We start from the raw sequence: 22141 nt of genomic DNA on the forward strand, positions 1-22141 counted from the left end.
AGGATCAGACGTCGTAGTCGACGACGATGCGGTCGCTGGTGGGGTGGGACTGGCAGGTGAGCACGTAGCCGCGCTCGATCTCGTCGGGCTCCAGCGCATAGTTCTCGGTCATGGTCACGCTGCCCCCGAGCACGCGCGCACGGCAGGTGCCGCAGACGCCGCCCGAGCAGGCGAACGGCGCATCCGGTCGCACGCGCAGGGCGGCGTTCAGCACCGACTCGTGCGCGTCGACCGGGCTCTCCACGGTCGACGAGACGCCGTCCAGGTTGATCTCGATGCGGTACGCCTTCTCGCCCGCGCGCACCTCGACCTGCCGGGGGCCGCGCTCGGCCGGGGCATCGCCGGTGGTGAACAGCTCGAAGCGCACGTGCTCGCGCGGCACGCCGATGTCGGCGAGCACCTCGCGGCACAGATCCACCAGGGCGAACGGGCCGCACAGGAACCACTCGTCGACCGTCGACGGCAGGATGAGCGAACCCAGGATCGTGCGCAGGCGCTGCTCGTCGATCCGTCCCGACAGCACCGGCGCCGTGCGCTGCTCGCGCGAGAGCACATGGTGCAGCACGAGGCGGGTCGGGTAGCGGTCCTTGAGGTCGGCGAGGTCTTCGAGGAACATCACGTCGCTCGTGGCCCTGTTGGTGTACAGCAGAGTGAAGCGCGTGGTGTCCGATGCCGAGAGCAGGTTGCGCGCGAGCGCCATCATCGGCGTGATGCCCGAGCCGGCCGCGATGCCGACCACGTGCGTTCCCTCGAGCTGCTCGAGTCCGGAGGTGAAGGTGCCCTGCGGGCTCATCACGTCGATCTCGAAGCCCGGCGTGAGCTCCGTCTGCGCCCACGTGGAGAACAGCCCGCCCTCGTCGCGCTTGACCGCGACGCTGAGGCTGGTGGCGCCGCCGCGCACGGGCGCAGGCGGACGGCACAGCGAATAGGAGCGACGCACCTCGACGTCGTCCAGCTGCACCCGAAGTGCGACGTACTGGCCCGGAAGGTAGGCGTAGTCGTCGGCGAGGTCGGCCGGAACCGTGAAGCTCACCTCGATCGCGTCGTCGGTGAGCCGGCGCACATCCGAGACGGTCAGGGTGTGGAAGCGGGCGCGATGCCGATCGCCGCCCGGTGTGCGTGCGGCGTCATCGTGGGCGGGAGCGGAAGGCATCCGGAACAGTGACATCAGATCACCTTGAAGTGGTCGAAGGGCTCGAGGCAGGCGCGGCACTCGTACAGCGCCTTGCAGGAGGTGGAGCCGAAGCGAGAGACCTCGCGAGTGTCGAGCGAGCCGCACTGCGGGCAGCGCACGGTGATCGCGAGGCGGATGGGGCCCCGACTGTGCGCTGCCCGGCCGGTGGGCGGCGCGATGCCGTACTCGGAGAGCTTGCGCCTGCCGTCCGCACTCATCCAGTCCGTCGTCCAGGCGGGGGAGAGCACGAGGCGAACGTCGACGTCGTCGAAGCCCTCGGCGGTCAGCGCCAGCACGATGTCGTCGCGGATGGCATCCATCGCAGGGCAGCCGCTGTACGTGGGGGTGATGTCGACGACCACGCCGCCGCCGGCGCCCGGGCGCACATCGCGCAGCACGCCGAGGTCCTCGATGGTCAGGACGGGGATCTCGGGGTCGGCGACGCGCGCGACGATCTCGCGCGCACGCCCGAGGTCGAGGTCGATGGGGGAGGCTGTCATGGTCACCACGTCGCCCCCGGATGCCGGCGGGCGAGCACCTGCATCTCGGCGAGCAGGTGCCCCAGTGGTGTCGCGTGCTCACCGCGTCTGCCGCCTGCGCGCGACGCGGCGACAGCGGGGACTTCGAGCTCCGCCTCGGCGAACACCGTTCCGATCACGGCGTCGAAGCCGGGCCGCAGTGAGGAAGGAGCCACGGCGGCGTCGCCGAGACGGGCGACCAGAGGCTCGTCGCGGAACAGCTCGTCGACGTACGGCCACACGTCGCCCAGTGCGCGGATCATGCGGTGGCGGGACTCCTCCGTGCCGCCGGCCAGGCGCAGCACCCACTGCACAGAGTGGTCGCGGTGGTAGTCCACCTCCTTGAGGGACTTCTCCGCGATCGCGGCGAGCGTCTCGTCGCTTGACCGGCGCAGCGCGGAGTACAGCTCGAACATGTACGTGGAGGCGATCAGCTGGCGGGCGATGGTCTGCGCGAAATCGCCGTTGGGCTGCTCCATGATCCAGGCGCTGCGGAATTCGGGCTCGTCACGGAAATAGGCGAGATCGTCCTCGCTGCGCCCGTCCCAGGAGCCGGCGTACCGCAGCAGCGAGCGCGCATGCCCGAGCAGGTCGAGGGCGATGTTGCCGAGCGCCACGTCCTCCTCGAGCTCCGGGGCACGGGAGATCCACTCGCCCAGCTGCTGGGAGAGGATCAACGCGTCGTCGCCCAGCCAGAGCGCGTATTCGGCGATGTCGGCCGAACCGGCCGTCGCCTCGCCGCCGGAGAGCTCGGATGCCAGCTGAAGCTCTTCGACGGAGACGTCGCCGTGCCCGTGTTCCTCGACGTGCGCGGCGCTCACAGGTGAGGCACCCCCTCCGACGCCGTGTAGTACACGGCGTGCCGGTAGTTCTTGCCCGCGGGGCTCTCGAAGAACGCGCCCTTGTCACCGGGGTCGCTGGTGGTGATGGCATCCGCCGGCACGACCCAGATCGAGACGCCCTCGCTGCGCCGGGTGTACAGGTCGCGGGCGTTGCGCACGGCCATGCCTGCATCGGGTGCATGCAGCGAGCCGACGTGCACGTGGTTCAGGCCCCGGTTCGCGCGGACGAAGACCTCCCACAGGGGCCAGGTCTCCTCCGGGGATCCTCCAGGAGTCGCCATCACGCCACCTTCCCTTCCGTGCGGAGCGCCTGCTTGCGGGCGTACTCGGCCGCCGCCTCGCGGACCCAGGCGCCCTCTTCGTGCGCCGTGCGGCGCCGTTCGAGCCGTTCGGCGTTGCACGGCCCGTTGCCGCGCAGCACCTCGAAGAACTCGTCCCAGTCGATCTCGCCCATGTCGTAGGCGCCGGTCTCGTCGTTCCACCGCAGGTCGGGATCGGGCAGGGTGATGCCGAGGATCTCCGCCTGCGGCACGAGCATGCCCACGAAGCGCTGACGGAGCTCGTCGTTCGAGAAGCGCTTGATCTTCCACTTCATCGACTGCGCGGAGTTGGGGGACTGGTCATCCGGCGGCCCGAACATCGCCAGCGCAGGCCAGTACCAGCGGTTCACGGCGTCCTGCGCCATCTCGCGCTGCTCCTCGGTGCCCTGCATGAGCGTCAGCAGGATCTCGAAGCCCTGCCGCTGGTGGAACGACTCCTCCTTGCAGACCCGCACCATCGCCCGGCCGTACGGCCCGTACGATGCGCGGCACAGCGGCACCTGGTTGCAGATCGCCGCACCGTCCACGAGCCATCCGATCGCGCCCATGTCGGCCCAGGTGGGGGTGGGGTAGTTGAAGATCGACGAGTACTTGGCCTTGCCGTCGATGAGCTGCTGCATCATGGTGTCGCGCGTGATGCCCAGTGTCTGCGCGGCGGAGTAGAGGTAGAGCCCGTGACCCGCCTCGTCCTGCACCTTCGCCATGAGGATCGCCTTGCGCTTCAGGCTCGGGGCGCGCGTGATCCAGTTGCCCTCCGGCTGCATGCCGATGATCTCGGAGTGCGCGTGCTGGGAGATCTGGCGGATCAGCGTCTTGCGGTACGCCTCCGGCATCCAGTCGCGCGGCTCGATGCGCTGCTCGTTCGCGACGAGCTCGTCGAAGCGCGCGAGCGCGTCGGCGTCATCGAGCGCGGCAAGGTCTGCAGGACTGGTCATCTTCGACTCCTCGGCGTCTCATCCGGTTTACTGACCGATCGTTAGGTAATTGTCGCACGGAAGTCCGGACCGGGCAAGTGCCGGGCACTCCGGGTGGGTCAGTCGTCGATCGGTGCGACGCGCGGCGGCCAGGCGGTGGCGCCGAGTTCCCGCGAGATGTTCCGGGCGGTCTCGCGAAGGGCATCCGAGACGGCGTCCGCCGCGGGCGCCTGGGTGGAGGGCATCACCACGGCGACCGTGGCGACGATGTCGTTGCTCGCGTCGGCGACCGGGGCGGCGAGGGAGGACTCGCCGAGGACCGCCTCGTCGACCTCGCTCGCGCTGCCGCGTTCGACGATGGCGGGGAAATCGAGCGTGAGGCGGGCGACGTCGGTGATGGTGTCGCCGGTGAGATTGCGCAGCGGCGAGGCGAACACGCTCCGCTGGAACCCGAGGTCGTACGCGAGCAGCACCTTGCCCATCGCCGACGCGTGGGCGGGGATCGCGACCCCCGTCTCGAGCATCTGCTGACTGTCGTCGGGGCGCAGGTTGTGATGGATCACGAGGACGTCGGTGAAGTGCGGTGCGCCCAGGCGCACAGACATCCCGGTGCGGCGGGCGAGTTCCTGCGTCCAGCGCATCGCCCGCGCCCGCACGTCCAGACTGTCGAGGTAGACGTTGCTGAGCCGCAGGAGCGTGGGGCCCAGGGTGTACCGCTGCCCCCCGCGCTCCTTCGCCACCAGGCCGTGCTCGCGCAAGGACTTCACGATGCCGTGCACCGTCGAGGGCGGCAGCTCCAGCGCGGCGGCCAGGTCGCTGATGCCCAGCCGGCGAGCGCCCTGCAGCAGATCGAGCACCTTCGCCGCGCGATCGATGGCCTGGATCATTGGCGCCTTCCTGCCCGTGTGCGGCTGTCCGGTCCATCCGCGTCGATCTCACGATAGTACTTGACAACCACGACTCTCGGCGTAGATATTCGACATTACCGAAAAGCTTTCTGATTGCTTATCGAGATCAAGGGAGATCCCCGATGAAGAAGTTCATCAACAGGCCCGAGGACGTGCTGGTCGAATCCCTGCGGGGTGTCGCGCTCGCCCATCCCGGGCTCGCCGTCGATCTGGACACGCACGTCATCACCCGCGCGACCCCCAAGCCCGCGGGCCGGGTGGCGCTCGTCTCCGGAGGCGGTTCCGGGCACGAGCCGCTGCACGGCGGTTTCGTCGGGACGGGGATGCTCGACGCCGCCGTGGCCGGAGAAGTGTTCACCTCCCCGACGCCCGATCGCATCCAGGCGGCCACGAAGGCAGTCGACCGCGGCGCCGGCGTGCTGCACATCGTGAAGAACTACACCGGCGACGTGCTGAACTTCGAGATGGCGGCGGAGCTCGCATCCATGGAGGGGATCGCCGTCGGCACGATCGTCGTGAACGACGATGTCGCCGTCCAGGACTCCCTCTACACCGCGGGGCGCCGGGGCGTCGGCCTGACGGTGCTGCTCGAGAAGATCGTCGGCGCGGCGGCCGAGGAGGGGCAGGACCTCCCCGCGGTGGTGGCGCTCGCCGAACGGGTGAACAGCCGCGGCCGGTCGATGGGCGTGGCGCTCACGAGCTGCACCGTGCCCGCCGCGGGCAAGCCCACCTTCGATCTCCCCGACGATCAGATGGAGGTCGGGATCGGCATCCACGGCGAGCCGGGCCGCCACCGCGAGCCCCTGGCGCCCGCCTCGGAGATCGCCCGGCAGCTGGTCGAGCCGATCCTCGCCGACCTCGACTTCGCCGGGCCGGCGATCGTGATGCTCAACGGCATGGGGGCCACGCCTCAGATGGAGCTGTATCTGATGTACGCCGAAGTCGCCGCGCTCCTGGAGCAGGCGGGCGTGCACATCGCCCGCAACCTGGTCGGCGACTACATCACCTCGCTGGACATGGCGGGCTGCTCGGTCACGCTCCTGCAGGCCGACGACGAGATCCTGCGACTGTGGGACGCGCCGGTCAGCACGCCGGCGCTGCGTTGGAGCGCCTGACCGGCGCCCGCGCGAGGACGACGACGGACCGACGAAGAAGGACGAACATGACTGCCACCATCGACACCGCTGTGCTCACCGCCTGGATCCTCCGGTTCCGCGACGTGATCGCCGAGAAGCAGGAGTGGCTCACCGAGCTCGACTCGGCGGTCGGAGACGCCGATCACGGCGCGAACATGGCGGGCGGCATGCAGGCCGCCGCCGAGAAGGCGCAGGAGGGTGGCGCCGCCACGGCGGACGAGCTCCTCAAAGCGGTCGGGATGACGCTGGTCAGCTCGGTCGGTGGTGCGAGCGGGCCGCTGTACGGCACCTTCTTCCTGCGGATGGGCATGGCCGCGGGAGCCGTCTCGCAGCTGGACGCATCCGCGCTGGCGGCTGCGCTGCGCGCGGGGCTGGACGGCGTCGTCGCCCGCGGCAAGGCCGAGCCGGGCGACAAGACGATGTTCGACTCGATGGCCCCCGCCGTCGACGCGCTCGAGGCCGCACTGGCAGACGGCGCGAGCATCGCCGAGGCGACCGAGGCCGCGGCGACGGCGGCCGGGACAGGGCGCGACGCCACGGTGCCGCTGGTGGCCAGGAAGGGTCGCTCGAGCTACCTCGGAGAGCGCAGCGCCGGGCACCTCGATCCGGGCGCGGCCTCGACCGCCCTGCTCTTCGACGCGCTCGCCGCCGCCATCGCGGACGCCTCTCGATGATCGGGATCGTCGCCGTCTCCCACAGTGCGCGACTGGGGGAGGCGGCGCTCGAGCTCGCCCTGCAGATGGTGCGCGGCGACCGCGTGGCCATCCGTGTCGCGGCCGGGGCGGGCCAGGATGCCGCCGGCACGCCGATCCTCGGCACCGACGCGGTCGCCGTCGCGGCCGCCGTCGACGAGCTCGCGGTGGAGTGCGAGGGCGTGCTCGTGCTGATGGACCTCGGCTCGGCCGTGCTGAGCGCCGAACTCGCCCTCGAGCTGCGCGCGAGCGACGTTCCGGTGCGTCTGGCCGCGGCGCCGTTCGTCGAGGGGATGCTGGCGGCCGCGGTCTCGGCTGCGGCCGGCGCGACTCTCGAGACGGTCGCGGACGAGGCATCGCGAGCGCTCGATCCGAAACATCAGCAGCTCGGGGATGCGCCGGCGGAGACGCCGGCCCCCGACGGGCGATCCGCGCGTGCCGTGCCGGAAGTCTCCCAAGTGGTCCGGGTGCGCAATCCCCAGGGCATCCACGCGAGGCCCGCGGCGCTGATCGCCGAGTCGTCGGCGGGCGCGGAGGTGCGACTGCGCCGGCTTCCGGACGGCCCCGACGCCCCGGCCTCGAGCCTGTCCCGTCTGCTGGCGCTCGGGGCCGGTCAGGGCGACCGCCTCGAGCTGACCGGCTGGGGCCCGGCCGCACCGGCAGCGCTCGATCGGCTGATCGCGCTCTTCGAGGACGGCTTCGGAGAGGGCACGGAGGGGGCCTCTGCGCCGGATGCCGCATCGCCGGGCGTCGGGGCATCCGGTGATGCGCACATGCCCGCACCGGCAGCCGGCACCGTGCTGCACGGGAGGGGCGTGAGTGCGGGCACCGCCGCAGCTGTGGTCGTCCGTCCGGTCGCCGGGGTTCCCGAACCCGAGCCGGGAGCGCTCCTGGACGATCGAGAGCGCGACCGCCAGGCCGAGGCGATCGGCTCGGCGGCCGACGCGGTGGCCGAACGGTTCCGGGTGCGCGCCGCGGCCGGCTCGGGAGAGGCGCGGGAGATCCTCGATGCGGCTCGGCTCATCGCCGCCGATCCGGAGATCATCGCGGACGCGGCGGCGGCCGTGCGGGCGACGGGATGCACGGCCGCGCGGGCCGTGTGGGAGGCCATGGCGCAGAGCGAGCGCAGCCTCCTCGCCTTGGGCGGGCGGGCTGCGGAACGGGCGATCGACGTGCGCGACGTGCGCGATCGCATCATCGCCGAACTGCTCGGGCTGGAGATGCCGGGCGTGCCGGAGCGCGACGAGCCGTTCGTGCTCGTCGCTGACGACCTGGCACCCGCGGACACGGCTGCTCTGGAAGGCGGTCGGTGCGTCGCACTCGTCACCGAGCGCGGCGGGCCCACTTCGCACACTGCGATCATCTCCCGCGCCCTGGGCCTGCCGGCCGTCGTCGGCGTGGCGGCGGCCGGGCGGATCCCTCCGGGAACCATGGTGCTCGTCGACGGCGATCTCGGGACGGTCGAGGTGGAGCCCTCGGCATCCCGGATCGCAGCGGCGACCGAGCCGACGGAAGCGGTCGTGTTCGACGGGGCCGGGCGCTTGGCCGACGGCACCGCCGTCCCGCTGCTGGCGAACGTCGGCGGCGCAGCGGATGCCCGTGCGGCGGCCGGCGCGCACGCCGAGGGCGTGGGGCTCTTCCGCACGGAGTTCGGCTTTCTCGGCCGCACGGATCCGCCGGGGGAGGCCGAGCAGGTGCAGGCGTACCGGGGCGTCCTCTCGCCCTTCGCCGGCCGTCGCATCGTGGTGCGCACCCTGGATGCCGGCAGCGACAAGCCCCTGCCGTTCATCCGTTCCGGCGACGAGGAGAACCCCGCGCTGGGTGTGCGCGGAATCCGCACGTCTCGCGCCGATCCGACCCTGCTCGAGGGCCAGCTCCGGGCGCTCGTCGCCGCAGCAGCGGCCGAGTCCGCGGTCGTGGAGGTGATGGCGCCGATGGTGTCCACCGTCGACGAGGCCAGCGCGTTCGCCGCCCGTGCCCGTGCGGCCGGGGCGGATCGTGTGGGAGTCATGATCGAGACTCCTGCGGCGGCACTGATGGCCGACGAGCTGTTCCAGATCGTCGACTTCGTGAGCATCGGGACGAACGACCTCACCCAGTACACACTCGCCGCCGATCGGCTGCTGGGCGAGCTGGGCGATCTCAGCGACCCGTGGCAGCCGTCGGTGCTGCGCCTGATCGCACACGTCGGCGACAGCGGACGCCGAGCAGGTCGCGCCGTCGGCGTCTGCGGCGAGGCCGCAGGCGATGCTGCGCTCGCGCCGGTCCTCGTGGGGCTCGGGGCGACGAGTCTGTCCATGTCGTCGCGCAGTCTCGGACGCGTCGCGCAGTCGTTGCGCCGCGTCGGGGCGGACGACTGCCGGCGCGCGGCCGAAGCGGCACGGAACGCGGCGACGGCGGACGAGGCGCGTGCGCTGGCAGGGGCGGTGCTGCGCCGGGCGGACTGAACCCGCACGAGCCGATACGTGACGCCGAAGCGCCGGGCGACCCGCCCGGCGCTTCGGCGCGCCCGCGTGCTTCGACGGCGACGACCGTCCCCTGGGATGCGGGTCGACAGACGCTCTTGACAGGCCCGACGTTTCGATGCATATTCGACATTGACGAATGAGCATCGAAATGAACGATGTGCATTCCGACGCGTACATCCCGTCATCCCTGTTCAAAGGAGAACACCGCTCATGGACGAATCCACCGCCTGGCAGAAGCTCGGAGCAGAGCTTCTCGGCACCGCCTTCCTCGTCTTCGTCGGGGTCGGCTCGGTCCCCGCGCTCGCGCTGTTGCGCGGCGAGGCCCCCTTCGGCAGTGCCGACATCGGCTTCATCGCCCTCGCCTTCGGCGCCATCGTGATCGTCACGGTGTACGTCTTCGGCCCCATCTCGGGCAACCACATCAACCCCGCCGTGACCGTCGCCCTCGCCGTGGCGGGGAAGTTCCCCTGGCGGGACGTCCCCGCGTACGTGATCGCACAGGTGCTCGGCGGCGCGCTCGGCGCGTTCGCCATCGCGGGAGTGCTCGGCCCGCGGGCGAGCGAGTCGGGCCTCGGTGTCGCGTCGTACGGCGACATCCCGGTGTGGCAGGCGTTCACGGCCGAGTTCGTGGGCACGTTCATCCTCGTCTTCGCGGTGTTCGGCGTCATCCACCGTCGTGCGGTCCCCGGGTTCGCCGGCGTCGCCATCGGCTTCGTCGTCTTCGCGGTGATCGTCCCGGTCGCACCCGCGACGGGCGCGTCGATCAACCCGGCTCGCACGACCGGCCCGATGCTCGTGCAGTGGCTCCTCGGCGGCGACATCGCGTGGGAGCAGTGGCCGGTCTACATCAGCGCCGAAACGCTCGCAGGCGTCGCCGCGGCGGCACTGTTCACCGTGCTGGCCCGCACCGGTGCGGACCGCATCGAGCCCGCTCTCGTCGCCGACACCCGCCCCGCTGCCTGAGCATCCCGCCCCGCAGCACGACACAGAAAGAGGATCATGCCCACCATCACGCGCCGCCAGTTCATCAACCGGCCGCAGCAGGTCATCGACGAAGCATTGGAGGGGTTCGCGCAGACGCACCCGACTCTCGTCGACTGGCATCCCGAGGACAACCTGATCTCGCGCTCGATGCGCAGCACCGGCAAGGTCGGCCTCGTCTCCGGCGGGGGCTCGGGCCACGAGCCGCTTCACGCCGGCTTCGTGGGCACGGGAATGCTCGACGTCGCGGTCTGCGGTGCCGTCTTCGCGAGCCCCACGGCTGCGCAGGTGCAGGCCGGCACCGCACTCGCCGACAGCGGTGCCGGGGTCGTGCAGATCATCAAGAACTACACCGGCGACGTGCTCAACTTCGAGATCGCCGCCTCGCTCGCCGAGGATGACGGGATCTCCGTCGACCGGGTCGTCGTCGACGACGACCTCGCCTCCGACAGCGACGGCGACGGACCGGGCCGCCGCGGCACAGCCGCCGTCATCACCGTCGAGAAGGTGTGCGGCGCCCTCGCCGAACGCGGCGCTGCGTTGAGCGACGTCGTCGCCGCCGGACGCGACGTCGTGCAGCGCTCGCGCAGCCTCGCCGTGGCGCTGGGGGCCGGTGCGCACCCCGGCGAGCAGCGCGCCGCGTTCGAGCTCGGACCGGACGAAGTCGAGTACGGCGTGGGCATCCACGGCGAACGCGGCACGGGCAGGATCCCGTTCGCGCCCGTGGACGAGCTGGTGGAGCAGATCGTCGCGCCGCTCGCGAACAGCCTGGAGCTGGTGCGGGGCGACGCCGTGATCGCGATCGTCAACGGTCTCGGCGGGGCCTACCCGCTCGAGCTGAGCATCGCCGCGCGGCAGGTGCACCGCGTCCTCGCGGCGCGCGGGATCGCCGTCGCGCGCTCGCTGGTCGGATCGTACGTGACCTCGCTCGACATGCACGGGCTCTCGGTGACGCTCACGGCCGCCGACGACGCGCTGGTGGGGCACTGGGATGCTCCGGTGCGCACGCCCGCCCTGACCTGGTGAACAGAAGACGAAGGAGAACACGACCCATGACCGAGAACATCGACGGGCGCATCGCGCTCGAGTGGATCAGCGAGTTCGAGGCGCGATTCGCGCGCGCCCAGGAGCGCCTCACCGACCTCGATCGACTCGCCGGCGACGGCGACTTCGGGGTCAACATCGCCTCAGCACTGCAACGCGCGTCGGCGGCGCTGCCCGCCGCGGTGGAGGCGACCCATCGGAGTGTCTTCGCCGCCGCGTCACGGGGCTTCATGGCCACCGGCGGCACCAGCGGGCCGCTGTTCGGCATGTGGTTCCGCGAGATCTCGCGCGCGGGCGTGGACGAGGCTTCCCTGTCCGAGCTCGCCGCGGGGATCGCCGAGGGACTCGCCACCGTGCGCAGGCTCGGTGGCGCGAAGGTGGGGGACAACACGATGGTGGATGCCCTGGAGCCCGCGGCCCGTGCGCTGTCCGCCGCTGCCGCGACCGGGTGCTCGGTGCGCGACGCGCTCGTCGCGACGGCCGAGGCGGCCCGCGCCGGAGCGGAGTCCACAGCCGATCTGGTCGCAGCCAAGGGCCGCGCCAGCTACGTCGGAGAGCTCTCCCGCGGCGTGCTCGATCCGGGCGCCGTCACGATCGCCCTGTTCTTCGAGGCGGGAGCCGATGCGGTCGGCGCGCGGATCGAGTGGACGCCACTGGGAGAGCTCGTGCACTGACCGGGCATCCCGTCGGAGCGCCGATCCCCGTTCATCCGGAGAGCGGGGTCGGCGCGCCGGTTCCGCGCACCCAAGCGGCCTTCGCTCGCCGCGTGCGGAACGAAGTAGGAGAGCTGGATCATCGCGTCGTTGATCGACCGATGGCCGAGCACAGACGAACGCAGCGATGCACGCTATTCCACGTGCGATATCACTCCGTGGAGCTCGGGTGAGTGCTGTACCTCAGTTCTACGAGCTGAGAGTCAGGCAGCGTTCGAGCACTCGATACGGATCGTCGGGGTTGATCGACATCGAGTCACTGACGATGACTGCCTCCATCGACAGGACGCGGCTCGCGATTTCCCTTTCACGGTCGGCCTGGGTGTCATCGGCCGCTATCGCTGACCAGTGGTTCCAGTTGTCCGCGAACCATGTGCTTCCGTAGATGAGAGAGTCGGCTTGCCGGAGCAGCTGGAGGTTGTGCGTGTTGAACGCGTCCTCGAACGGCATCTCGCTGAGGTCTTTCCCTGGCCCCTCGTAGTAGCCGTCGATGGAGGTGAGGACCGCACGACGAGTTTGCGCTTGCTCATCGCGAGGCTCCTTCCAGGACCGGGAGCAGATGCCGTGTGAAGAATCGGGCAGCGTCTTCGCCTGCGAACCGGGGAACACCGGTGTGGCCGCCCATGTTGGCGTAGAGCGTCTTCTCGTTCGAGGCGAAGGCATCGAACAAGTCCAACGCCATCTGCCGGTCGTTGCCCTCGTCGTCCCACTGCAGGAGGACGTGAAGAGGGATCGTGACCCGGCGTGCGTCGTCCATGGTCTCGCGGGGCACGTAGCTCCCCGCGAACAGACCAGCGGCAACGACGCGTGGCTCGATGGCTGCGAGTCGCGTGCCGATCGCGATCACGCCGCCGGAAAGAGCGGCCCGGTCACCGATCTCGGGAAGTGCCAGCACGTTGTCGAGCGTGGTCTGCCACTCTGGAACCGCCCTCTCGACGAGAGGGAGGATCAAGCGGTCGATGACGTCCTCTCGTGGTCGGTCGCCGGCTGCGATAGCTCGACGGAGGTCTTCGCGGGCCTCTGCGGCGCCCGGCAACGCGAGGCGATCACCCGCACCGGGCTGCTCGATCGCTACGGCTGCCAACCCCTGCTCGGCAGAGGCTCGGGCTCGCGCCCGCAGACGGGGAAGCATCCTCTGGATGCTGAATCCGCCGGGCTGGCCCATCAGGATGAGTGGAGCGGGTGCGGACGGCGAAGCGGACGCCGGCGTCCACAGGACACCGGAGACGTCGCCGAGACTGAATTCGCGTTCGACGAGGATGTCGTCGAGGCGCTGTTCGGAAGTGAAATGCATGGCCGTGCCTTTCGAGAGTGCTGCTGATCAGCGGCGCTCCCGGACGACCTATCGCCCGACCGAGACTCCTTCGAGGAGCACCCATGTTGATTCGTTCACGGGTATCACCTCCTCTGTTGTCTTGCACGGTCTTCCAGAGAGGCTAACAAACGCGGCTTCAACGCCGCAGAGGAAGTGGGCCGCCGTGCTGGCCGCGCCTGCGAGACACTCCGGAAACGATCGTTTGCGGCAGGGTTCGATGCTGCTGTCGGAGGCGTCGTCGCTAACGTCCGTCAGACCGCCGACGGGGCACAGGTTTTCGGTTCGGCGTCAAAGGTTGCCGATCGCACGATCGGTGAGACCGTCACCCGGATAGAAGTCCTCGTAGTGCTCCTCGGCGTCCTCCAGTGTGGTGATACCGCAGAGGGCGAGGAGCTGGCGAATATCGTTCACGTCGCGTCCCGGACGGTTGGCGCGAAGTTTCATGGCGAGAAGCGCTTCTTTGGAGGCAACTTGGATGACGACACCGTCGCGGTCGTAGATCGTCTCCCACTCGACGGCCCGGCGCCCGAACACGGGCACCGAGTCCGCATGCTCCACCGCGAAGTTGAACCAGCCAGCACTCCACCCGCGTCGATCCCCCACGCGCGAAGCAGCGGCGAGGACAGCGTCGTCACTACCCGGCTGAATGTGGAGGGAGTCGAGGTCACCAGTGGTACGTCGGTCGAAGTACCTGATGACGAAGCGCAGCACCGCCGACCAGGCGTATGCCAGCGATTTCACCGGCTGCATGAAGTTCACCTATGAGGTCGCGGAGGCCGGAGATGATGTCATCGCGATCCAGCGCATCACCCATCAGACGCTCGCCAGCGTATCCCGCCAGAAGAGGACGCCACGCTTGAGAAACTCGACGGGCACATCTCCTGGCGCCGGGATCGGGTCGGCAGGATCGACGTCGAGAGTGCGAGGCACCCTGAGCCGTCGGCTCGGGGCGTCAACCCATGCGGGGGTGGGGAGCCCTTCCTCGCTGAGGCGAAGATCGACAAGAGCGGCAAGAGCCGCATCCCAGGCGCGGTCGCCGGTCGGTTCCGGCTCAGCGAGGCCGAGGATGCCGCGCACGAGGCCATGCTCGGCGGTGAGGTTGTCGCTTAGTTGGATGAGCTCACGAAGAGCACTGTATTTGTCGCCCCCACGCAGATTCCTGCGGATCCCTGCCGCGATGGTCGCCGCGTCATCCCGCCGCGTGGGTGCGGAGTACAGGCGATGACCGGCGCTGCCGAGGAATCGTTCAATGGTGCTGAACTCAGCCTCGCGACCACCTTCAAGTCGTGAAACCCGCCCCTGATCGACCTTGGTTCGTTGGGCGAGATCCTTTTGGGTAAGGCCACGGCTCTTTCGCGCGGCGCGCACAAGCGCCGATGCGTTGGTCATGTCATCACCCCCCTCCAAAAATGTTCTGAGAGCCATATTGTACTCGGGTCTCGCGGCGCGCGTGCAGTCTCGAGTCCGGTGAGACCGGCGGGCGGCGTCCGCAATCTCATTGTCGACAACTGGTCGGCAGGCTCGGTTCCGCAAGTGACGCGCTGGGGTGACACATGCTGCGAGCAGTAGTACGAGATCCTGCTGAAGCCTTATCGCGCCGGAACGTCGGCCTCGATCGCGTCGCCGGCAGTGAGCGCATCCTGATCGAGACGCCGGCGTGTCGGAGACCTGGGGCAGAGTGGAGGGATGACATCCATGACGTCGGACGCCACCCGTGACGCCGCCCTCGGAGCGCTGCGCGATCTGGTCGGCCGTTCCGACGCGCAGTTCCACGAGGGTCAGTACGAGGCCATCGAGGCGCTCGTGGAGCGGCGGCGCCGCGCCCTGGTCGTTCAGCGCACCGGTTGGGGAAAATCGGCGGTGTACTTCGTCGCGACCCTGCTGCTGCGACGGCAGGGCGCCGGACCGACCGTGCTCGTGTCTCCGCTGCTGGCGCTCATGCGCGACCAGATCGCCGCGGCCGAGCGCGCCGGCGTGCGCGCCGTCGCGATCAACTCCACCAACGCGCACGAGTGGGACGACGTGCTCGCGCAGCTCGATCGCGACGAGGTGGACGTGCTGCTGGTCTCACCGGAGCGCCTGAACAACCCCGCCTTCCGCGAGCAGCGGCTGCCCGAGCTTGTTCGGCGCATCGGCATGCTCGTGGTCGACGAGGCACACTGCATCAGCGACTGGGGCCACGACTTCCGTCCCGATTACCGCCGTCTGCGCGATCTGATCTCGCAGATGCCCGCCGGCGTACCGGTGCTCGCCACCACGGCCACCGCGAACAGCCGGGTCGTGGGCGACGTCGCCGAGCAGCTGGGCACCGACGGCTCCGGTCCGAACGATGCTCGGACCGAGGTGCTGACGATCCGCGGGCCGCTGGCGCGGGCATCCCTCCGGCTCGGTGTGCTGCAGCTGCCGAACTCGGCCAGCCGGCTGGCCTGGCTGCTCAGCCACCTCGACGACCTTCCCGGCTCGGGCATCATCTACACGCTCACGGTCGCGGCCGCCGTCGACACCGCGCGACTGCTGCGCGAGCACGGGCACGACGTGCGTGCCTACACGGGTCAGACGGATGCCGAGGAGCGCGAGGAGTCCGAAGGCATGCTCAAACGCAACGAGGTCAAGGCGCTCATCGCGACCAGCGCTCTCGGCATGGGATTCGACAAGCCCGACCTCGGGTTCGTGCTGCACCTGGGCGCGCCGTCGTCGCCGGTCGCGTACTACCAGCAGGTGGGGCGTGCCGGGCGCGCGAGCGAGAGCGCCGACGTGCTGCTGCTCCCGGGCGTCGAGGACCGCGACATCTGGCACTACTTCGCCACCGCATCCATGCCCGACCAGGAGCGCGCAGAGCGGGTCATCGCGGCCCTCGGCGACGAACCGATCTCGACACCGGCGCTGGAGGCGATGGTCGACATCCGCCGCACGCCCCTCGAGCTTCTGCTCAAGGTGCTCGACGTAGACGGCGCCGTCAGGCGCGTGCAGGGCGGCTGGGTCGCGACCGGCGCCGCCTGGACGTACGACGCGGAGCGCTACGAGCGCATCGCCGCCGAGCGCCGCGCCGAGCAGCAGCACATGATCGACTACCAGCAGACCGGCGGATGCCGGATGGAGTTCCTGCAGCGTTCGCTCGACGACGCCACGGCCGCCCCGTGCGGCCGATGCGACAACTGCGCGGGCGTCTGGTATCCGCAGGACATCGCGTCGGGCGCGACGGACACCGCATCGGCCGCCCTCGACCGCGTGGGCGTGCCGATCGACCCGCGCCGGCAGTGGCCCACGGCTGCCGACCGGCTCGGAGTCCCCGTTCGCGGGCGCATCGCTCCGGCAGAGCAGGCGTCCGAGGGACGGGCGCTGGCACGGCTGACGGATCTCGGCTGGGGAGGCGTGCTCCGCGAGCTCTTCGCCGCCGGAGCGGCGGATGCTCCCGTCTCACCGCAGGTGCTGGGCGCCTGCGTGCGCGTCCTCGCCGGCTGGGGATGGGACGAGCGGCCGGTCGCCGTCGTCGGGATGCCTTCGCGCTCGCGCCCGCAGCTCGTCGACTCACTGGCGCAGGGGATCGCCGGGATCGGGAGGCTGCCGTTCGTCGGCACGCTCGGCTTCGCGAACGGCGGGCCGAGCGGCGGGCCCGGCGGCAACAGCGCATTCCGGGTGGCGGGGCTGTGGGATCGGTTCACCGCCGAGGGACTCGAGATCCCGGGCGGACCCGTGCTGCTCGTCGACGACCTCGCCGACAGCCGCTGGACCCTCACCGTCGCCGCCCGGGCGCTGCGGCAGGCAGGTGCAGACGCGGTGCTGCCGTTCGTGCTGGCCTTGCGCGGCTGACCGGAGCCGCTCGCCCCGCCGTCTCCGTGCAGGTCGTCAGGCGACCATCCGGTTCGTGGTGAGGGAGCGGCCGCGGAATTCGGCGACGACATCACCGGTCTCATCGGTCACCGTCACGTCGTACAGGCCGTTGCGCCCGCTCACGACCCGCCTCAGCGCGGTCGCCGTCAGCGTCTGGCCTGCGACGGTCGACTTCAGGAACGTGATGTCGGCGCCGCCCGCGACCGTGACGCGCTCGTCCTCGTTGCAGGCGATGGCGAAGGCCGTGTCGGCCAGCGCGAACACCAGGCCGCCGTGCGTGATCGCGAAACCGTTGAGCATGTCGTCGCGCACGACCATCGAGACGACGGCGCGACCGGGCTCGTCGAGCTCGACGACCAGTCCGAGCATCTCGGACGCCCGGTCGCGCCGCATCATCTCCCTCATGCCGCAGCCGGCTCCTTGTCCACCAGAGTGAGCACGTCGTAGGTGGCGACGGTCTCGTCGTCCTGGTTGCGGATCACCGCGTCCCAGCGCACCTCCCCGTACTCGTCGGTCTCGCGCGGCGTGATCTGCTTGGCGGTCAGCTCCACGCGGATGCTGTCGCCCGGGGAGACCGGTGTGATGAAGCGCAGGTTCTCGAGACCGTAGTTGGCCAGCACGGGACCCGGCTCCGGGTCGACGAACAGCCCCGCCGCCCACGACACCAGCAGGTAGCCGTGCGCCACGCGTCCGGGGAAGAACGGGTTGGCAGCCGCCGACTCCTCGTCCATGTGGGCGTAGAAGGTGTCGCCGGTGAACTGCGCGAACGTCTCGATGTCCTCCAGCGTCACCTCGCGCGAGCCCGAGACGATCTGGTCGCCGATACGCAACTCGGCCAGCGACTTGCGGAACGGATGCCGGTCGCCGACGCGCGCAGCGGCACCCGCGTGCCACACGCCGGTCAGGGCGGTGAGCATCTCGGGCGAGCCCTGCACCGCCGTGCGCTGCATGTGGTGCAGCACCGCCCGAATGCCGCCGAGCTCCTCGCCGCCTCCGGCGCGGCCCGGGCCGCCGTGCACGAGGTTCGGCAGGGGCGATCCGTGGCCGGTCGAGGAGCGCGCGTCGTCGCGGTCGAGCAGCAGCATCCGCCCGTTGTAGGGCGCGATGCGACCGGCCAGCTCCACGGCCTGCACCGGGTCGTGGGTGGCGATGCTGGTCACCAGCGAGCCGCCGCCGCGGTTGACGAGCGCCGCGGCGTCGGCCGTCGTCTCGTAGGTGAGCAGCGACGAGACCGGGCCGAACGCCTCGACGTCGTGCACGGCATCCGTCTGCGGGTCGTCGAAGCGCAGCAGCACCGGCGAGACGAAGGCGCCGTCGGCCGCTTCGCCGGTGGTGCCGTCGGCGAGACGCACCTGAGGCGCATCGGTGGACCCGACGACGACCTGCCCGCCCGCGTCCTGCAGCGCGCGCACCTGACGCAGCACCTCGTCGCGCTGCGCGGTCGACGCCAGCGGCCCCATCGTCACGCCCTCCGCGCGAGGATCGCCGAGCACCGTCTTGTCGGCGATACGCGCACGCACGGCGTCGATCACGGCATCCGCCGACGCGGCCGGGACGATCGCCCGGCGGATCGCGGTGCACTTCTGCCCGGCCTTGGTGGTCATCTCCGTGACGAGCTGGCGGACGTACGCGTCGAACTCGGGCGTGCCGGCGACGGCGTCGGTGCCGAGGACCGAAGCGTTGATCGAGTCGGTCTCGCCGGTGAAGCGGACCCCGCCGGTCTGCACGGCGGGGTGGCGGCGCAGGCTCTCGGCGGTCGACGCGCTGCCGGTGAACCCGACCAGATCACCCAGCCGCAGCTCGTCGAACAGGGTGGGCACGCTGCCGCTGACCAGCTGCAGCGACCCGTCGGGCAGAAGACCGGAATCGACGAGGATGCGCACCATCGCCTCGGCGAGGTAGCCGGTGGGCGTGGCGGGCTTGACCAGCGTGGGCATACCGGCGAGGAACGCCGGGGCGAACTTCTCCAGAGAGCCCCAGACGGGGAAGTTGAACGCGTTGATCTGCACGGCTACACCGGGCAGGGTCGTGTACACGTGCCGGCCGAGGAAGCTCCCGTCCTTCGACAGCGGCTCGACGGGCCCGTCGACGTGGACCCGGCTGTTGGGCAGTTCGCGTCGTCCCTTGCCCGAGTACGAGAACAGCACGCCGATGCCGCCGTCGATGTCGACCCAGGAGTCGACCTTCGTGGCGCCCGTGCGCGCCGACAGCGCGTACAGCTCGTCCTTGCGCTCGGTCAGGGCGAGGGCGAACTTCTTCAGCAGCACCGCCCGCTGATGGAAGGTGAGGGCGGCCAGGCTCGCATGGCCGACCGTGCGGGCATGGTCGAGGGCTGCTGGGAGATCCAGTCCCTCCGTCGACACGCGGGTGATCACCTCGCCGGTGGACGCGTCGCGCACATCGACGCCCTTCGCATCCGCGGAGGGCGTCCACCACTCGCCCCGGACGTAGCTCGGCAGGTACTCGGTCATCGTTCCTCGTTCCACACGTAGAATCCCTCGCCGCTCTTGCGGCCCAGCTTTCCCTCGGCGACCATCCGCCGCAAGAGGGCGGGCGGTTCGAACCGCGGCCCCAGTTCGCGCGCGAGCTCCTCGGCGATGCCCAGGCGCACGTCCAGCCCGACGACGTCGGTCGTGCGCAGCGGCCCCATCGGATGCCGGTAGCCCAGTTCCATCGCCGCGTCGATGTCGGCGGCGTCGGCGACGTTCTCCTCGAGCATCCGGATCGCCTCCAGCGCGAGCATCACACCCAGGCGACTCGAAGCGAAGCCCGGGGAGTCGCGCACCACCACCGGGGTCTTGCGCAGCGTCGACACCCACTCGCGCGCGGATGTGACCACGTCCTGGCCGGTGTGCTCGCCCACGACGATCTCGACGAGCTTCGATGCGGGCACGGGGTTGAAGAAGTGCAGCCCCGCGAAGCGGTCGGGGCGCGAGAGCGTGGCCGCGAGAGCGTCGATCGAGATCGACGAGGTGTTGGTGGCCAGCACCGCATCGGCGCCGACGACCTCCTCGATGCGGGCCAGGGCCCCGGCTTTCAGCTCGCGGTCCTCGGGCACAGCCTCGACCACGAGCCCGGCGGCGGAGAAGTCCGCGAGCTCCGTGCTCACGGCGAGCGAGGCGGTGACCGGGTCGGCGTCGGAGAGGTCGCCGCGCCGGACCGAGGCCGCGATGCTCGCGAGCACGCGTTCGCGAGCGGCATCGGCCGCCTGCGGGTCGCGCTCCACGAGCCGCACCCGCGCTCCGGCGAGCAGGAAGGCGTGCGCGATGCCGGCGCCCATGCGCCCTCCGCCGAGCACGCCCACGGTTCCAGGAACAGTCATGGGTTCGTCTTTCTCACATCGTCTCGGTGCGTGCGGCGCTCGAGGAACGCCGTCATCCGGCGGTGCTTCTCGGCGCTGTCGAACAGCTCGGCCTGCACCTCGAGCTCGATGGCCGGGTGCTGGTCCGCCGGCGCGAGCAGCGCCCGCTTGGTCAGTTCGGTGGCCCTGGCGCCGTTCGCCGCGATGCGATCCGCCAGGCGGTGCGCGGCCGCGAGCAGGTCATCCGGTTCGTGCAGGGACGTGACCAGTCCCCAGCTCAGCGCCTCGTCGGCGTCGACGATGCGGCCGGTGAGCAGCAGCTCGCCGGCGCGAGCGTGCCCGACGATCTCCGGCAGCCGCCAGGTGGCGCCGGCGGCGGCGATGATGCCGAGACCGGTCTCGGGATTGCCGAACCGCACGCGCGGGGTGGCGATGCGGATGTCGGCGGCGTAGGCCAGCTCGGCTCCGCCGCCCAGGGCGTAGCCGTCGACGGCGGCGATCACCGGCATCGGCAGAGCGCGCACGCGCCGGAAGGCGGTCGAGTTGATGCCGCGACGGGCGTCCTCGGCCGTGCGGTCGCGCAGTTGGCCGATGTCCGCGCCCGACGCGAACACGCCGTCGGCCCCGATCAGGATGAGGATGCGGGGCTCGGATTCCAGCTCCTCGCACAGCGCATGCAGCTCGTCGATCATCCCCTGATCGATCGCGTTGCGCACCGCGGGGCGGTTGAGGGTCGCCACGACGCGGTCGTCGCGGCGTTCGATCAGCAGCGCATCAGGCATCGAGCCGCTCCACGATCATCGCCGTGCCCTGACCGACCCCGACGCACATCGTGGCCAGGCCGTACCGTGCGCCGGTCTGCTCCAGGCGACGCAGCAGGGTCACGACCAGCCGGGAGCCGCTGGAGCCGAGGGGATGTCCGAGCGCGATCGCTCCGCCGTCGGCGTTCACGATCTCGGGGTCGAGCCCCAGGCGGCGGATGCACGCCAGCGACTGCGTCGCGAACGCCTCGTTGAGCTCCACAGCGCCGAGGTCGGCGACGGTCAGGTCCGCCTTGCGCAGCGCCTTCTCCGTCGCGGACACGGGGCCGAGGCCCATGACCTCGGGCGCGACACCCGCGCTTGCAGAGGCCACGATCCGTGCCCGGGCCCGCAGCCCGTGCCGCTGCACGGCATCGGCGCTCGCCACGACGATCGCCGAGGCGCCGTCGTTGAGGGAGCTGGAGTTGCCGGCGGTGACGACCTCGCCCCCGGCGACGACGGGCCGCAGCTTCGCCAGCACCTCCAGGGATGTCTCGCGCCGGGGGCCCTCGTCGGTGTCGACGATGCCGCGGGCCGTCTCGACGGCGACGATCTCGGATGCCGGCCGTCCGGCATCGATCGCTGCGAGTGCGCGCTCGTGGCTGCGCAGGGCGAAGGCATCCGCATCTTCCCGGCTGATGCCGTCGACGCGCGCGACCTCCTCGGCCGTCTCGGGCATCGAGTAGGTGGCCTTGTCGCGGGCGACCAGCTTCGGGTTGGGGAAGCGCCAGCCGATCGAGGTGTCGTACGCGGACCCCGGTTTCGCCCACGCCCGCTCGGGCTTGGCCTGTACCCAGGGTGCTCGCGTCATGGACTCGACTCCGCCCGCGACGATGACGTCGGCGTCTCCGGAGCGGATCGCCTGCGATGCCATCGCGATCGCCGACATCCCGGACGCGCACAGCCGGTTCACGGTGATTCCGGGGACGGAGTCGGGCAGTCCCGCCAGCAGCACGGCCATGCGCGCGACGTTGCGATTGTCCTCGCCCGCCTGGTTCGCAGCGCCCAGGATGATCTCGTCGATCACGTCGTGCGGCACGCCCGAGCGCGACACGGTCTCACCGACCACGAGGGCGGCGAGATCGTCCGGTCGCACGCTCGCGAGGGCACCGCCGTAGCGTCCCACGGGAGTGCGGACTCCATCCACCAGGTAGGCCTCGGACATCGTCATCCTTTCGTGGGCG

General features: G+C 70.6%; 22 protein-coding genes. 7 read left to right on the plus strand and 15 right to left on the minus strand.

From position 1 onward, the window contains the following. Positions 1 to 4 precede the first annotated feature (4 nt). The 6 genes from paaE to ACFWHT_RS04075 all read right to left on the minus strand — a co-directional run bounded on the left by paaE (position 5) and on the right by ACFWHT_RS04075 (position 4655). Complete coding sequence (paaE, locus tag ACFWHT_RS04050; RefSeq protein ID WP_378825703.1) at positions 5 to 1168, minus strand: 1,2-phenylacetyl-CoA epoxidase subunit PaaE; 1164 nt, start codon at positions 1166 to 1168, stop codon at positions 5 to 7. Then, complete coding sequence (gene paaD, locus ACFWHT_RS04055) at positions 1168 to 1674, minus strand: 1,2-phenylacetyl-CoA epoxidase subunit PaaD (protein ID WP_378825705.1); 507 nt, start codon at positions 1672 to 1674, stop codon at positions 1168 to 1170. The genes paaE and paaD overlap by 1 nt, the downstream gene beginning before the upstream one ends. 2 nt (positions 1675 to 1676) lie before the next feature. After that, entirely contained in the window at positions 1677 to 2513 is an 837-nt protein-coding gene (paaC, locus tag ACFWHT_RS04060) for a 1,2-phenylacetyl-CoA epoxidase subunit PaaC (RefSeq protein ID WP_378825707.1), read from the minus strand. Then, complete coding sequence (gene paaB / locus ACFWHT_RS04065) at positions 2510 to 2815, minus strand: 1,2-phenylacetyl-CoA epoxidase subunit PaaB (protein WP_378825709.1); 306 nt, start codon at positions 2813 to 2815, stop codon at positions 2510 to 2512. The genes paaC and paaB overlap by 4 nt, the downstream gene beginning before the upstream one ends. Beyond that, complete coding sequence (paaA, locus tag ACFWHT_RS04070; RefSeq protein ID WP_378825710.1) at positions 2815 to 3789, minus strand: 1,2-phenylacetyl-CoA epoxidase subunit PaaA; 975 nt, start codon at positions 3787 to 3789, stop codon at positions 2815 to 2817. Before paaA ends, paaB begins: the two co-directional genes overlap by 1 nt. 98 nt (positions 3790 to 3887) lie before the next feature. After that, a complete protein-coding gene (locus ACFWHT_RS04075) occupies positions 3888 to 4655 on the minus strand; it encodes an IclR family transcriptional regulator (RefSeq protein WP_378825712.1) in 768 nt (255 codons plus the stop codon). Positions 4656 to 4798: 143 nt separating this feature from the next. Here ACFWHT_RS04075 and dhaK point away from each other — a divergent pair, with 143 nt between their 5' ends. From dhaK to dhaL (ACFWHT_RS04105), 6 genes are all read left to right on the plus strand, one after another. Further along, a complete protein-coding gene (gene dhaK, locus ACFWHT_RS04080; RefSeq protein ID WP_378825714.1) occupies positions 4799 to 5791 on the plus strand; it encodes a dihydroxyacetone kinase subunit DhaK in 993 nt (330 codons plus the stop codon). A 47-nt stretch (positions 5792 to 5838) separates the two neighbouring features. Next, a complete protein-coding gene (gene dhaL / locus ACFWHT_RS04085; RefSeq protein ID WP_378825716.1) occupies positions 5839 to 6486 on the plus strand; it encodes a dihydroxyacetone kinase subunit DhaL in 648 nt (215 codons plus the stop codon). Further along, the gene (gene ptsP, locus ACFWHT_RS04090) at positions 6483 to 8951 is read left to right on the plus strand and encodes a phosphoenolpyruvate--protein phosphotransferase (protein ID WP_378825717.1); all 2469 of its coding nucleotides are present in this window, start codon (positions 6483 to 6485) and stop codon (positions 8949 to 8951) included. Before dhaL (ACFWHT_RS04085) ends, ptsP begins: the two co-directional genes overlap by 4 nt. 231 nt (positions 8952 to 9182) lie before the next feature. Continuing rightward, on the plus strand, positions 9183 to 9935 hold the full coding sequence (locus ACFWHT_RS04095; protein ID WP_378825719.1) for an MIP/aquaporin family protein: 753 nt from the start codon (positions 9183 to 9185) through the stop codon (positions 9933 to 9935). Positions 9936 to 9971: 36 nt separating this feature from the next. Continuing rightward, on the plus strand, positions 9972 to 10979 hold the full coding sequence (locus ACFWHT_RS04100; RefSeq protein ID WP_378825721.1) for a dihydroxyacetone kinase subunit DhaK: 1008 nt from the start codon (positions 9972 to 9974) through the stop codon (positions 10977 to 10979). A gap of 26 nt (positions 10980 to 11005) precedes the next feature. Next, a complete protein-coding gene (gene dhaL, locus ACFWHT_RS04105) occupies positions 11006 to 11671 on the plus strand; it encodes a dihydroxyacetone kinase subunit DhaL (protein WP_378825723.1) in 666 nt (221 codons plus the stop codon). 228 nt (positions 11672 to 11899) lie between these two features. Here dhaL (ACFWHT_RS04105) and ACFWHT_RS04110 read toward each other — a convergent pair whose 3' ends face one another. The 4 genes from ACFWHT_RS04110 to ACFWHT_RS04125 form a co-directional block, all read right to left on the minus strand. Then, complete coding sequence (locus ACFWHT_RS04110) at positions 11900 to 12160, minus strand: hypothetical protein (RefSeq protein ID WP_378825725.1); 261 nt, start codon at positions 12158 to 12160, stop codon at positions 11900 to 11902. Positions 12161 to 12236: 76 nt separating this feature from the next. Further along, positions 12237 to 13004 (minus strand): alpha/beta hydrolase, encoded by a 768-nt coding sequence (locus ACFWHT_RS04115; protein ID WP_378825727.1) that lies wholly within the window; start codon positions 13002 to 13004, stop codon positions 12237 to 12239. A 309-nt stretch (positions 13005 to 13313) separates the two neighbouring features. Continuing rightward, positions 13314 to 13775 carry a hypothetical protein gene (locus ACFWHT_RS04120; protein ID WP_378825729.1) on the minus strand — a complete coding sequence of 154 codons (462 nt, stop codon included), beginning with the start codon at positions 13773 to 13775 and terminating at the stop codon, positions 13314 to 13316. A gap of 63 nt (positions 13776 to 13838) precedes the next feature. Then, complete coding sequence (locus tag ACFWHT_RS04125) at positions 13839 to 14414, minus strand: multiprotein-bridging factor 1 family protein (protein ID WP_378825730.1); 576 nt, start codon at positions 14412 to 14414, stop codon at positions 13839 to 13841. A 297-nt stretch (positions 14415 to 14711) separates the two neighbouring features. Here ACFWHT_RS04125 and ACFWHT_RS04130 point away from each other — a divergent pair, with 297 nt between their 5' ends. Then, complete coding sequence (locus ACFWHT_RS04130) at positions 14712 to 16835, plus strand: RecQ family ATP-dependent DNA helicase (protein ID WP_378825732.1); 2124 nt, start codon at positions 14712 to 14714, stop codon at positions 16833 to 16835. Between the two features lie 36 nt (positions 16836 to 16871). On the opposite strand, the gene paaI is transcribed toward ACFWHT_RS04130, so the two are convergent. The 5 genes from paaI to ACFWHT_RS04155 are packed head-to-tail and all read right to left on the minus strand — an operon-like array spanning position 16872 to position 22122. Beyond that, positions 16872 to 17261 carry a hydroxyphenylacetyl-CoA thioesterase PaaI gene (gene paaI / locus ACFWHT_RS04135; RefSeq protein ID WP_378825734.1) on the minus strand — a complete coding sequence of 130 codons (390 nt, stop codon included), beginning with the start codon at positions 17259 to 17261 and terminating at the stop codon, positions 16872 to 16874. Beyond that, positions 17258 to 19327 carry a phenylacetic acid degradation bifunctional protein PaaZ gene (gene paaZ, locus ACFWHT_RS04140; RefSeq protein WP_378825735.1) on the minus strand — a complete coding sequence of 690 codons (2070 nt, stop codon included), beginning with the start codon at positions 19325 to 19327 and terminating at the stop codon, positions 17258 to 17260. The genes paaI and paaZ overlap by 4 nt, the downstream gene beginning before the upstream one ends. Continuing rightward, a complete protein-coding gene (locus ACFWHT_RS04145; RefSeq protein ID WP_378825736.1) occupies positions 19324 to 20178 on the minus strand; it encodes a 3-hydroxyacyl-CoA dehydrogenase family protein in 855 nt (284 codons plus the stop codon). The genes paaZ and ACFWHT_RS04145 overlap by 4 nt, the downstream gene beginning before the upstream one ends. Beyond that, a complete protein-coding gene (locus ACFWHT_RS04150) occupies positions 20175 to 20939 on the minus strand; it encodes an enoyl-CoA hydratase/isomerase family protein (protein ID WP_378825737.1) in 765 nt (254 codons plus the stop codon). Before ACFWHT_RS04150 ends, ACFWHT_RS04145 begins: the two co-directional genes overlap by 4 nt. Then, complete coding sequence (locus ACFWHT_RS04155; RefSeq protein ID WP_378825739.1) at positions 20932 to 22122, minus strand: thiolase family protein; 1191 nt, start codon at positions 22120 to 22122, stop codon at positions 20932 to 20934. The genes ACFWHT_RS04150 and ACFWHT_RS04155 overlap by 8 nt, the downstream gene beginning before the upstream one ends. Between the last annotated feature and the right edge of the window lie 19 nt (positions 22123 to 22141).

The organism is Microbacterium sp. NPDC058342, assembly GCF_042723935.1.
GTDB lineage: Bacteria > Actinomycetota > Actinomycetes > Actinomycetales > Microbacteriaceae > Microbacterium.